Consider the following 11,398-nt stretch of genomic DNA (forward strand, 5'->3'; position numbering starts at 1 on the left):
CCGGCCGACTGCGGGCAAAGGCGGGACGGACTTTATAGGCGAGCTTGCCGGCCGGAACAATACGCGAACGAAGACTGGCGTCCGATCCTGACACCACTTGCCAGGATCACTCCTCGCCTATCGCTACTGTCGAAAGAAGCGGAAACGCCGCCTCAGATCGGGCCGCTCATCGTGTTGCAGTCGGAGAGCTTTCCGCTCTTGAAGCCGCGCGCCAGCCAAGTCTGCCGCTGCTGCGAGGTGCCATGGTTGAAGCTTTCCGGCACGACATAGCCCTGCATCTTCTTCTGCAGCGTGTCGTCGCCGATCTGCTTGGCCGCGTTCAGCGCGCTTTCGATGTCGCCCTGCTCCAGAATGCCTTTTTGCTGGGTGAAATGCGCCCACACGCCGGCGAAACAGTCGGCCTGCAATTCGATGCGTACCGACAGCTGGTTGGCGTCGGCCTCGCTCAGGCCCTGCCGCATCTGGTTGAACTTGGCCATGATGCCGGTGAGGTTCTGCACGTGATGGCCGACTTCATGCGCGACCACATAGGCGCGGGCGAACTCGCCGGAAGCGCCGAACTGCTGGTCCAGCTGCTGGAAGAAGGTCATGTCGAGATAGACCTTCTGGTCGCCCGGGCAATAGAACGGCCCGGCCGCCGCCGAGGCGAAACCGCAGGCAGAGCGGACCTGGCCGCTGAACAGCACCAGCTTCGGATCCTGATAGGTCAGCCCTTGCGACTTGAAGATGCCGGTCCAGGTATCCTCGGTGTCGGCAAGCACGGTGGCGACGAATTGCTTCATCTCGTCATTGGCGGGCGCGCCGCCATTGTCCTGCGAGCCGCTGTTGTCGGTGACCTGGCCGCCGCCCAGCCCACCGCTTCCGTCACCCAGGATCTGCGACGGGTCGAAGCCGAAATACCAGCCGGCGAGCACGACCAGGATGACCAGAAGGATGCTGCCGCCGCCACCGGTCCGGCCGCCGATCGGAACGCGGAACTGGCCGCCGCCGCCCAATCCGCCACCACCGCCGCTGTCGCTGCGGTCGTCCTCGATATTGTCGCTCTGACGACGGCCTCTCCAAAGCATGGCAACTCCTCGCACTTGCGAATGTCCTGGAGGGAAAGGCCTTCGCCGCCCCCACCAGACAATTATCGCAACGGGTGGCCTAAGTCACAGAATTTTTCGTCCCGGCCAAGGTCCGATGCGCAGGCAACGCCAGCCAAACAGGTAAATCTTGACTGACCATAAACCGGCAAAATCCATCAGCTTCTCTGCTTGGCGCCGGCGCTTTTGCCGTCGGAGCTTTTCGAGCGCTCCTCGAAACGCGCAGCACCCTTTTTCAGGGGATGACCGGTTTCGGCCTCGGTCTTGCGCTCATCGCGGGCGGCAGCCTGTCGCAATCCTTTGGCTGCCTGTTTTCCCTTCGCGGTCGGTGCTTGCTCTACGCCCATTGCTTCCTCCGTCAGCGCGACAATCGCGCGGTGTCAGAGCAACGAGTTCAAGATGCGGCGGTTCCGCAGACCTTTGCTTTCGGCGGATGGCTAGCGCTGGGTCATCGCCCGCCGAAATGCGTCCAGCGTTTCGGCGCTGACGTGGTGCTCGATGCCTTCGGCGTCGATGCGCGCCGTCTCGGCGCTGACGCCGAGCGAGCGCAGGAAGGCTTCCACTGTCTGGTGGCGGATGCGGCTTTCCTCGGCGACCTTGCGGCCGGCCTCGGTCAGGAACACGCCGCGATAGGGTTTTCTCGAAACCAGCCCGTCGGCGCAAAGCCTGGTCAGCATCTTGGCCACCGTCGGCTGCGCCACGCCGAGCCGGGCGGCGATATCGACCTGGCGCGCCTCGTTGCCGTCTTCGATAAGGTCGGCGATCAGTTCGACATAGTCCTCGACCAGCGCGCTGCGACGCGCCTGGCGCTGCTGCCGGAACCCTTCCGAATGGACATCGGCGTCGGGCAGCGGCTCTTCCCGTCGAACGGGTCTGATCCTCGGCGCCAACAAACGCTCCTTCCTGTTGTCCGAATGCTGAATCGGGACAGCATTCATATCACGAACCCTTGAGGCTCGGCCGTTTATTTGCATTCCGGCGCGGGCGCAACCGGCGTTTGCGACAGCCTGCCGCAAGGCTTGCTCCGACAATCACGAAAGCACGATCAATGAAATATAGCCTATTGCATAATGTTGAGCCATGGCGTAGATAAGAGGCACTATCGACACTTTCCAGCGGAAATTCCCAATGTCAGACGCCGAAGCCGTGTCCCGTTCCTCCTGGCGTTTTGCCCGCCCGGATGAGGGCGAGCAACCAAGCCTGCGCGAGGTCAACGCCTCGATAGCAGTGCCGCAGACCGGCGTCTGGTTCCGCCGCCTGTTCGCCTTCATGGGCCCGGGCTACATGGTTTCGGTCGGCTACATGGACCCGGGTAACTGGGCGACCGACCTCGCCGGCGGCGCCCAGTTCGGCTACACGCTGCTTTTCATCATCATGCTGTCGAACCTGATGGCGATCCTGTTGCAGGCGCTGGCAGCGCGCCTCGGCATCGCCACCGGCCGCGATCTCGCCCAGGCCTGCCGCGCCTACTATCCGCGCCCGGTCAATTTCGTGCTGTGGATTGCCTGCGAGCTGGCCATCATCGCCTGCGACCTCGCCGAGGTGATCGGCACGGCGATCGCGCTGCAGCTCCTGTTCGGCATCCCGCTGGTCGGCGGCGCCATGCTGACCGCGCTCGACGCCTTCCTTGTGCTGCTCTTGATGAACAAGGGCTTCCGCTATCTCGAGGCCTTCGTCATCGCGCTTCTGATCATCATCTTCGGCTGCTTCGCCATCCAGATCTTCGTCGCCGCGCCACCGGCCGGCACCATCCTGCATTCGATGTTCGTGCCATCGTCCGAGATCGTCACCAACCCGGAAATGCTCTACATCGCCATCGGCATCATCGGCGCCACCGTGATGCCGCACAATCTCTATTTGCACTCGTCGATCGTGCAGACCCGCGCCTATGAGCGCACCGATGCGGGAAAACGCGACGCCATCAAATGGGCGACGACGGACTCCACAATCGCCCTGATGCTGGCGCTGTTCGTCAACGCCGCCATCCTGATCGTCTCGGCGGTCGCCTTCCACAACACCGGCCACCAGGACGTCGCCGAGATCCAGGACGCCTTCAAGCTCCTGTCGCCGCTGCTCGGCTTGAGCATCGCCTCCATCCTGTTCGCGGTGGCGCTGCTCGCTTCCGGCCTGAATTCGACCGTGACGGCGACGCTTGCCGGCCAGATCGTGATGGAAGGGTTCTTGCGCCTGCGCATCCCGACCTGGGCACGGCGCCTGCTCACACGCGGCCTCGCCATCATCCCGGTCGTCGTCGTCACCGCGCTCTATGGCGAGAAAGGCACCGGACAGTTGCTGGTGTTCAGCCAGGTGGTGCTGTCGATGCAATTGCCCTTCGCGGTAGTGCCGCTGGTGCAGTTCGTGTCGGACAAGAAGAAGATGGGCAGTTTCGCCATCCCGCGCGGTGTTGCCCTGCTGGCCTGGGTTGTCGCCGCCATCATCCTGGTGCTGAACTTCAAGCTGCTCTACGACACGCTGTTCGGCGTCTGAGCCGAAGCATGATCCGACAATAGCGAGCGGCCGGGCGCGACATCGCGGCAGGCCGCGCTATCTTGCCTGGTATGATGGGACCCACCGACGCCCGCAGCTTCTACGCCAGGCTACTGGCCGCCCAAGCGGGCTCCGCCGATCCGCGCCTCGAAGCGGTCTTCGCCTCGGTGCCGCGCGAGGCGTTTCTCGGCCCTGGACCGTGGACGATCATCGCCGGAACCAGCCGCATTGAGACGCCGAGCGCCGATCCCAGCCATATCTACCAGAACGTGCTGGTGGCGCTCGATGCCGACAAGGGCATCAACAATGGCGAGCCGCTGCTGCACGCCATGTGGCTGGGCAAGGTTGCGCCGAGACCGGGCGAGACCGTCACCCATATCGGCGCCGGCACCGGCTATTACAGCGCGCTGCTGGCCAGGCTGGTCGCGCCTGGAGGCACGGTCGTCGCCTTCGAGCTGGAGGCCGATCTCGCCGCGCGCGCCGGGGCCAATCTCAAGGACTATCCGAATGTGGAGGTCGTTCACGGCGACGCCGTCGCGCGCCCGTTGCCGCGCTGCGATATCGTCTATGTCAATGCCGGCGTGGCCGCGCCGCTGGCGGCCTGGCTGAAGGCGTTGAAGCCGGGCGGCCGCCTGATCTTCCCTTGGCGTCCGTCCGATACCGTCGGCCTCGCGGTTCTCGTCACCCGTCTGGGCAACGGTTTCGCCTGCCTACCCTTCATGAGGTCATGGTTCATCCCATGCGTCGGCGCCTCCGTCGCCGGACCCGAGGCAAAAATCCCGACGCGGGAGCGCGCCACACGGATACGCTCGATATGGCTGACTGAGAACAAGCCGCCGGACCGCACGGCAACCGCCGTGTTCGGCGATGTCTGGTTCTCGTCGCGCAGCATCCGAGGCGACGACAAGCGCTGAAGATTTATCGACCGGCCCCGAGGCTGCCCGATCCCCCGACATTGCGGAGGTGGACAATTCAAGCCGCTTCGCGCCGGCGCGTCAGACCGTCCCGGATATGCCTGGCGAACTCCCGCGCCGCCGGCGAGACGGCATGCTTGGGCAGGTGCAAATTGACGGAGAAATTCGGCAGCGCCGGCAAGCCGACGTCCGACAATATGTCGAGATCGGCCGGCACCGTCGAGGCCAGCCATGTCGTCACAGCGAGATCGGACCGCACCGTTGCTGTCGTGGCGTCAATGTTGCCGTTCTCGAACACCGTGCGCCAGTCGAGCCCATGCTCGCCAAGCGCGGCAAGCACCGCCGGCCGGAAGGCGCAGGTGTCGGCGACGATCGACACCGGCAGCGGTCGCTTCAGCCGGGCCGAGCCTCCCCTGGCGCCGACCCAGACCAGCCGGTCGACGAGCAGGCATTCGCCGGCGGTCGGGCCGACGCGCTCCTCGATGACGGCGAGGTCGATCGTGCCGGCAGCCAGGGCCGCTGCAAGCTCCGGCGACGATGCGCAGACCAGCGAAATCTCGACCTGCGGATAGGCCTCGGCATAGGCCTTCAACACAGGCGCAAGCAGCGTGCCGACCAGGTCGTAGGGCACGCCGATCCGGACCTGGCCCGCCACCGTCCCACCCCTGATCTCGGCCAGGATCTCGTCGTTGAGTCGCAAGAGGCGCTTGGCTTTCTCCAGGAGCCGCTCGCCGGCGAGCGTCAGCTTCAAGCCGCGGCGGTCGCGTTCGAACAGCACCTGCCCAAGTACGTCCTCCAGCCGTCTGATCTGCTGGCTGACGGCGCCTTGCGTCAGATGAAGGGCGTTGGCGGCGGCCGTCATGCTCGCCTTGTCGGCGGTCGTAACAAACGTTCGGATAAGCGTGGTGTCGAGATCGCGGATCATGGCTGGCATTATAGATACTAATGCAAACCATATCAAACATTGCATTTACTGATGTCGGCCCGAGTCTACGATGGAGCCTTCGATGAAGGGTTCCACGCATGCTCCAGCCCATCCTGCCGCTCATCCTGTTCGCTTTCGTGGCCACCGCCACGCCCGGCATCGCCACAACCCTGTCCACGGCGTCCGGCGCGCAGTTCGGCTTTCGCCGTTCGCTGCCGCTGATGGCCGGAAGCGCTGCCGGCCTCGCCACGGTGACCGGAGCCGCAGCGGCAGGCCTCGCCGGCTTGCTGCTGGCCATGCCGTCGCTGCAGCTTGCCATGAAGATCGCCGGCTCGCTCTATCTCTTATGGCTGGCACTCAAGATCGGCCGAGCCGGACCGCCCAATCTCGATGTCACCATGGCTAGGCCGAACAGCTTCTTCGGCGGCGCTGGCATCCAGTGGATGAATCCCAAGGGCTGGGCGATAGGGCTGGGCGCGGCGGCCTCCTTCGCGGCCCTCGCCGACGGACCGGGGCAGCTCGCGCTGCTGCTCGGCTCGACCTTCGGCCTCACCGCGGCGATCTCACTGTCGATCTGGTGCGTGGCCGGCATGCTGCTTGCGCGGCTGCTCAAGACCGAATGGCAGTGGCGGGCGCTGAACATCGTGCTGGCGCTGGTGCTCGCCGCCTCGATCATCCCGATGTGGCGGGCGGCCTGAAAGCCGACCGCCAATTTCCATTCAAGCCGCGTAGCGCGCCGCCGGCTTGCCGGAGAACAGGCTGCCGAAGAAGTGATCCCTGGCGCCGAGATAGGCCGTCAGCTCGGCCGCGTCGGCAAGGCCTGGCGCGGTGACGGTTTCGCCCTGGGCGAACCCGGCAAGTGCTGCGTCGACCAGATCGTCGGCACTCATGATCCAGTCCGGATTGATCCTGTCTAGGCTGATTCCAGAGACGTCCCACAACTCGGTGCGGACCGGCCCGGGCACCACCGACTGCACCTTCACATTAGTGCCGGCGACCTCCTTCTGCAGCGCTTCGGTGAAGTTAGCGACATAGGCCTTGGTGCCGCTATAGATGCCGCCGACGGCGATGCCATAGGCGACGACCGAGGCGATGTTGATGATCGCGCCGCGATTGCGCGCAAGCAGGCCCGGCAGCACAGCGCGGGTCAGCCTGGTCAGCGCCACGACGTTGACCTTGATCATGCGCTCGGCCGCGTCGGCGTCGGCGTCGGCGATCGTCTCCAGGCCACCTACGCCGGCATTGTTGACCAGCAGCGTCACGCTCTCGTCGGCGGCGATCGCCTGTTCGACCCGCCGCAAATCGCGATCGTCGGCGAGATCGGCGACGATGGTGCTGACCTTGCGGCCATAGGCGTAAGACAGCTTGTCCGCTACTTCCTGAAGCCGGTCGGCGCGCCGCGCCACCAGCACCAGATCGTAGCCCTGTCCTGCCAGACGGTCGGCATAGACCGCGCCGATGCCCGACGATGCGCCGGTGATGACGGCCGTGCCCTTGTTGTCCTTCGTGCTCATTGTCCTGTTCCTTTGTCCTGTTGGCCAGCGCGATGCAGCCGGCCGGAGATCCGCGTTTCGGCTCGAATTTCAATTAGTGGCATATGCCACTTTTGCCGAAGTAGGTATATGCCACTATCTTGTCAACGGCGACGGCGAAAACTATTTTTGAGGCGGGCCGGCACAGGCTTTCCCCGGCAAGGAGTTCGCATGGATAAGGCTCAAAGCCCGGGATTCAGCCGCTGCAACAACGCCACGCTCAGACGCGCCGCGCGCAGCCTCGGCCGCTTCTATGACGACGCACTGGCGCCGTCGGGCCTGAAGGGCACGCAGTTCGGCCTGCTCTTCCAGATCCATGTCAGCGACGAGCCGGCGATGAGCACCGTCGCCGACGCCCTGATCATGGATCTCTCCGCGCTCGGCCACACGCTGAAGCCGCTGGTCCGCGACGGCTATGTCGAGAGCTTTGCCGACCCGAACGACCGCCGCGTTAAGCGTTTGCGGCTGACGCCGCAGGGGCAGGCCAAGCTCGACGAGGCGCTCATATTGTGGAGCGTCGCGCAGCAGCAATTCGAGGCGAAGGTCGGCGTGGAGCAGGCCGCGAAGCTGCGCGCAGCGCTAGACGCCGTGGCCGACCTGGATCTGGAACTGCCGACGGCCGCCCCCTCGATCTGAAGAAGCGGCCGCCGCTCAATTCCGCAACCTGTTTCCTACTCGGCGGGCATGGCGACCGGCTTGGCAAAGACCCGGCCAGCCAGCACGACACCCAGGCCGACGATCGGGAACACCGCCGCGACCAGGCCGAGATCGGCGGGCACGCCGAAGCGCAATACCCTTGCCCCGACCACGGCGCCGAGCGCCACGCCGAGATAGAGCGCGGAAGCGTTGAGCGACAGCACGATCGGCGCGGCATCCGGCGCCAGCTTGATGATGCGGCTCGCCTGCGCCGGCGGGAAAGCCCAGCCGACGATGCCCCACGGCACCATCATGGCCATCAGCGCCGGCCCGGCGACCGAATGCGGCAGGAAGGTCGGGATCAGCGAGAAGGTAACCAGCATCACGGCCGACAGCGTCAGCGACCAGCCGACGGTGCGCGTGGCGCCGAAGCGGTCCGCCGCCTGACCGCCGGCGATGTTGCCGATGACGGCGCCGACGCCGAAGGCGAGCAGCATGCCGGGCAGCGCCAGCGGGCTGAGGCCGCCGCCCTGGATTGCCAGCGGCGCGATGAAGGAGAAGACGGTGAAGGCGCCGACAAGAGCCAAGGTCGTCGTCGCCAGGATCGGCAGCACGCCGGGCCGCACGGCGGCGGCCAGCCTGGCGCGCAGCGGCAGCCTGGTGCCGATGAGGCCGCGCGGCAGCCGCCACCACAGGATCGCGCCGGAAAGCGCGCCGAGGCCGGCAATGGCGTAGAAAGTGCCGCGCCAGCCGGCAATCGCCGCCACCAGCGCGCCGAGCGGCGCGCCGATGGCAACCGCCACCGTGGTGCCGCCGACCACCACCGCGATAGCGCGCGCCCGGTGATGGTCGTCGACCAGCGCCACCGCCGTGCCCTGCGCGGTCGCGGCGAACAGGCCGGATGACAGCGCCATGACGATGCGCGCGATCAACAGGAGTTCGAAGGATGAGCTCAACGCCGCGACGATGTTGCCGATAACGAAGAACACCAGCGTCCACAGGATGACGCGGCGCCGGTCCCACTCGCCGGTGAGCGTCGCCAGGACCGGCGTGCCGAGCGCATAGGCCAGCGCGAAGGCGGTGATCAGCGAACCGGCGAGCGGCACGGAGATGCCGGAATCCGCGGCGATATCGGGAAGAAGGCTTGAGATGACAAAGCCTTCGGTCGAGATCGCGAACGATCCGAGCGCGAGCCAAAAAATCCGCTTGTCCATGGGGAACTGTCCTTAGTTCAAAAGTTATTGAACAATTGGACATAACAGGGCATGATGTCAACCAATGAGGGGAAAAATAGCTGAACCCTGCTGACAGCCCTGTGTCAGGACAGGACCGAAATGAGGAAGCACCTAGCATCGGCCATAAAAGGAGCTGCGTTGAAGTTCGTGCCGTTTGTGCTTAATTCTGAGCCATGACCTTGCCCCATCCGACCACCGACCAGATCAGCCTGCCGATCGTGCTCGCCGTGCTCGGCGACCCGACCCGGCTCGCCATCGTGCGCTATCTGGCGAGCAAGGAAGGCGTGGCGATGAACTGCAGCCAGTTCCTCGACCTTGCCTCCAAGACCAACCTCAGCTACCACCTCGCCAAACTGCGCGAGGCGGGCGTCACCCGCGCCGAAGCGGTCGGCACCAGCCGGCTGATCACGCTGCGCCGCGACGATCTCGACAAGCGTTTCCCAGGCCTGCTCGACAGCGTGATCCTGGCGGCCGACGGCGATCCGGCCCTGCCCGCGGTCGGCACGACCGCCGACATCGAAGTCCAGGCCTGACCGCCCGACGCTGCTGCCTCACCACGGAGCCCTCATGCGCATTGCCGTCATCGCCGACATCCATGGCAATGTGCTTGCCCTGGAGGCCGTTCTCGACGATCTGAAGCGGCGCGGCGGCGCCGACATCACCGTCGATCTCGGCGATTGCGTCTCAGGGCCGCTCTGGCCGCGCGAGACGATTGAGCGCTTGCAGGCGCTCAAGCTGCCGACGGTGCGCGGCAACCACGACCGTCGCGTGGCGCAGGACCCGGCCGATGAACCGATGTGGCCCTCCGACCGCTACGCGCGGGAGCGGCTGACAAAGGCGCAGCGCGAGGTGCTGCTCGGCCTGCCGCTGACGCTGGAGATCGCGCCCGGCGTAATCGCCTTCCACGCAAGGCCCGACCATGATGAAAAATATCTCGCCGATGCCGTTGTCGATGGCCAGCTGGTTCGCGCGCCGCTGGCCGCGATCAGGCGGCGGCTGAAACCGCTCGATCCCGCCTGCCGGCTGGTGCTGTGCGGCCACAGCCACCGAAGCGAGCTGATCCGTATCCCGGATGGCACGGTCATCTTCAATCCGGGCAGCGTCGGCTGTCCCGCCTATGACGACGACACGCCGCCGGCGCATGTCTCCGAGCAGGGCACGCCGCACGCGCGCTACGGCATCGTCGAGCTCGATCGCCAGGGCCAACCGCACCGCTTCGAAACCTTTGCCGTCAACTACGACCACGAAGCGGCGGCGCGGCAGGCCGAAGAAGCCGGCCGGCCGGAATGGGCGCACGCGCTGCGGACGGGGTTTATGAAGGATTGAGCGAAGCTCATATCCGGGATCGAACGGAGCTCGCATCCACATCAAGAACTTTTGCGGATGACACCGCGACATTCCGTCCCCTATAAAACCGCTTGGCGGCCATCCCTTGGAACCGGCTCGCCGAACCGGAAATTCGCCGCCCACGGCCAGGTGATGAGGCGCAGACTGACCCTCCGCAGAACCCTGCTGACTGCCGCCCCGCTGCTTTTCGCGGCGCTGCCGGTCATCGCCCAGGAGGCGTCGGCACCAGCCTCCCCGGATCCCATCATTTCGATCGTCAGCGGCCTGGCGCCCGACGATCTGCTCAACCTCCGCGCCACCGCGTCGGCCGTCGGCAAGACCGAGGCGCGCCTGCCGAGCGGCACCAGCGTGAAGAATTACGGCTGCAACATCTTCAACGGTTACCCTTGGTGCAAGGTCCAGGATCTCAAGAACCCGAGCCTCTTCGGCTGGGCGCCGGCGCGCTATCTCACACCCAACAACCCGGCCGCTGTCCCGGAAGACCAGATTGCGGTCGCCCCGCCGGCAAACGCCGGTGAGGCTCCGGCCAACCCAGCGGGCGAGATGATCACCAGCGTCGGCCCTAACGACACCGCGCCCGTCGCCGAAGCCCCTGCCCCGATGGACGCCAGCGCGACCAGCCGCGCGCCGCGGCAGCCGATCGCGCCGCCACCGGATCTCGGATCGCGGCTCGGCAACAGCGACCACGCCGCGCCGCCTTCCATCGCCACCATCACCGACAATGCCATGCAGGATGCGATCGGCATGGCCTATGTGGCCAAAGACAATTCCGCAGCCGCCGGAACGCAGAGCATCGCCCGGCTGGAGCCGAAACCGCCGCAGGCTGCCTGGGTTCCGGCGGGTACTGACGGCGACATCCCATGCGCGCGCTATGTCGGCGAGCCGATGACGCATTGCGCGGTGAAGGTGGTGCGCGGCAAGGACGGCAAGGCCGACATCACCGTGACCTGGCCGGACGGCGGCACGCGTCTTATCTCGTTCAATGCCGGCAAGCCGGCTGGCTCGGATGCGGATGCCGATTTCCGCTCCACGCGCGAAGGCACGCTCAACATGATCCGCATCGGCGTTTCCGAACGGTTCGAGATCACGGACGGGCTGGCGTTGGGAAACTAGGCGAGTAAGGGAGTAGGGCAGAAAGGCAGTAGCGGAAGAAGCAACCTACTCCCCTACTCCCCTACTCCCCTACTCCCCTACTCCCACATATTCGGGGTTACATCCCGCCAAACTCTGCCCGATA

13 protein-coding genes are annotated in these 11,398 nt (G+C 65.6%); 7 read left to right on the plus strand and 6 right to left on the minus strand.

Annotated features, from left to right (window positions below; translation table 11 throughout):
- Positions 1-152 precede the first annotated feature (152 nt).
- From FJ988_RS09270 to mntR, 3 genes are all read right to left on the minus strand, one after another.
- Complete coding sequence (locus FJ988_RS09270; protein ID WP_140816703.1) at positions 153-1,067, minus strand: neutral zinc metallopeptidase; 915 nt, start codon at positions 1,065-1,067, stop codon at positions 153-155.
- Between the two features lie 176 nt (positions 1,068-1,243).
- A complete protein-coding gene (locus FJ988_RS31140; RefSeq protein ID WP_140816705.1) occupies positions 1,244-1,432 on the minus strand; it encodes a hypothetical protein in 189 nt (62 codons plus the stop codon).
- A gap of 90 nt (positions 1,433-1,522) precedes the next feature.
- A complete protein-coding gene (gene mntR, locus FJ988_RS09280) occupies positions 1,523-1,975 on the minus strand; it encodes a manganese-binding transcriptional regulator MntR (RefSeq protein WP_140816707.1) in 453 nt (150 codons plus the stop codon).
- Positions 1,976-2,213: 238 nt separating this feature from the next.
- Here mntR and FJ988_RS09285 point away from each other — a divergent pair, with 238 nt between their 5' ends.
- Both FJ988_RS09285 and FJ988_RS09290 read left to right on the plus strand, forming a co-directional pair.
- Positions 2,214-3,572: an Nramp family divalent metal transporter gene (locus tag FJ988_RS09285; protein ID WP_140816709.1), complete on the plus strand. Its 1,359-nt coding sequence runs from the start codon at positions 2,214-2,216 to the stop codon at positions 3,570-3,572.
- Positions 3,573-3,643: 71 nt separating this feature from the next.
- A complete protein-coding gene (locus FJ988_RS09290) occupies positions 3,644-4,486 on the plus strand; it encodes a protein-L-isoaspartate O-methyltransferase (protein WP_140816771.1) in 843 nt (280 codons plus the stop codon).
- Positions 4,487-4,544: 58 nt separating this feature from the next.
- Here FJ988_RS09290 and FJ988_RS09295 read toward each other — a convergent pair whose 3' ends face one another.
- Positions 4,545-5,420 (minus strand): LysR family transcriptional regulator, encoded by an 876-nt coding sequence (locus FJ988_RS09295; RefSeq protein ID WP_407067754.1) that lies wholly within the window; start codon positions 5,418-5,420, stop codon positions 4,545-4,547.
- Positions 5,421-5,509: 89 nt separating this feature from the next.
- Between FJ988_RS09295 and FJ988_RS09300 the strand changes: the two genes are divergently transcribed.
- Positions 5,510-6,109, plus strand: a complete 600-nt coding sequence (locus tag FJ988_RS09300; protein WP_140816713.1) for a LysE family translocator — start codon at positions 5,510-5,512, stop codon at positions 6,107-6,109.
- Positions 6,110-6,130: 21 nt separating this feature from the next.
- On the opposite strand, the gene FJ988_RS09305 is transcribed toward FJ988_RS09300, so the two are convergent.
- A complete protein-coding gene (locus tag FJ988_RS09305) occupies positions 6,131-6,925 on the minus strand; it encodes an SDR family oxidoreductase (protein ID WP_140816715.1) in 795 nt (264 codons plus the stop codon).
- Positions 6,926-7,114: 189 nt separating this feature from the next.
- Here FJ988_RS09305 and FJ988_RS09310 point away from each other — a divergent pair, with 189 nt between their 5' ends.
- Complete coding sequence (locus FJ988_RS09310) at positions 7,115-7,579, plus strand: MarR family winged helix-turn-helix transcriptional regulator (protein ID WP_140816717.1); 465 nt, start codon at positions 7,115-7,117, stop codon at positions 7,577-7,579.
- A gap of 35 nt (positions 7,580-7,614) precedes the next feature.
- Here the strand turns inward: FJ988_RS09310 and FJ988_RS09315 are convergent, their stop codons facing one another.
- Positions 7,615-8,793, minus strand: a complete 1,179-nt coding sequence (locus tag FJ988_RS09315) for an MFS transporter (protein ID WP_140816719.1) — start codon at positions 8,791-8,793, stop codon at positions 7,615-7,617.
- 194 nt (positions 8,794-8,987) lie between these two features.
- Between FJ988_RS09315 and FJ988_RS09320 the strand changes: the two genes are divergently transcribed.
- The 3 genes from FJ988_RS09320 to FJ988_RS09330 all read left to right on the plus strand — a co-directional run bounded on the left by FJ988_RS09320 (position 8,988) and on the right by FJ988_RS09330 (position 11,274).
- Positions 8,988-9,347, plus strand: coding sequence for a helix-turn-helix transcriptional regulator (locus tag FJ988_RS09320; RefSeq protein WP_140816721.1), 360 nt, complete (start codon positions 8,988-8,990; stop codon positions 9,345-9,347).
- A gap of 34 nt (positions 9,348-9,381) precedes the next feature.
- A complete protein-coding gene (locus tag FJ988_RS09325) occupies positions 9,382-10,140 on the plus strand; it encodes a metallophosphoesterase (RefSeq protein ID WP_140816723.1) in 759 nt (252 codons plus the stop codon).
- A 153-nt stretch (positions 10,141-10,293) separates the two neighbouring features.
- The gene (locus FJ988_RS09330) at positions 10,294-11,274 is read left to right on the plus strand and encodes an SH3 domain-containing protein (protein WP_140816725.1); all 981 of its coding nucleotides are present in this window, start codon (positions 10,294-10,296) and stop codon (positions 11,272-11,274) included.
- Positions 11,275-11,398 lie beyond the last annotated feature (124 nt).

The organism is Mesorhizobium sp. CU3, assembly GCF_006442965.1.
Lineage (GTDB): Bacteria > Pseudomonadota > Alphaproteobacteria > Rhizobiales > Rhizobiaceae > Mesorhizobium.

Coding starts and splice junctions, on each gene's coding strand:
- FJ988_RS09270 (WP_140816703.1), bottom strand. CDS start 1,067: ATGCTTTGGAGAGGCCGTCGTCAGAGCGACAATATCGAGGACGACCGC.
- FJ988_RS09290 (WP_140816771.1), top strand. CDS start 3,644: ATGATGGGACCCACCGACGCCCGCAGCTTCTACGCCAGGCTACTGGCC.
- FJ988_RS09285 (WP_140816709.1), top strand. CDS start 2,214: ATGTCAGACGCCGAAGCCGTGTCCCGTTCCTCCTGGCGTTTTGCCCGC.
- FJ988_RS09325 (WP_140816723.1), top strand. CDS start 9,382: ATGCGCATTGCCGTCATCGCCGACATCCATGGCAATGTGCTTGCCCTG.
- FJ988_RS09330 (WP_140816725.1), top strand. CDS start 10,294: ATGAGGCGCAGACTGACCCTCCGCAGAACCCTGCTGACTGCCGCCCCG.
- FJ988_RS09315 (WP_140816719.1), bottom strand. CDS start 8,793: ATGGACAAGCGGATTTTTTGGCTCGCGCTCGGATCGTTCGCGATCTCG.
- FJ988_RS09300 (WP_140816713.1), top strand. CDS start 5,510: ATGCTCCAGCCCATCCTGCCGCTCATCCTGTTCGCTTTCGTGGCCACC.
- FJ988_RS09305 (WP_140816715.1), bottom strand. CDS start 6,925: ATGAGCACGAAGGACAACAAGGGCACGGCCGTCATCACCGGCGCATCG.
- FJ988_RS09295 (WP_407067754.1), bottom strand. CDS start 5,420: ATGCCAGCCATGATCCGCGATCTCGACACCACGCTTATCCGAACGTTT.
- FJ988_RS09320 (WP_140816721.1), top strand. CDS start 8,988: ATGACCTTGCCCCATCCGACCACCGACCAGATCAGCCTGCCGATCGTG.
- FJ988_RS31140 (WP_140816705.1), bottom strand. CDS start 1,432: ATGGGCGTAGAGCAAGCACCGACCGCGAAGGGAAAACAGGCAGCCAAA.
- FJ988_RS09310 (WP_140816717.1), top strand. CDS start 7,115: ATGGATAAGGCTCAAAGCCCGGGATTCAGCCGCTGCAACAACGCCACG.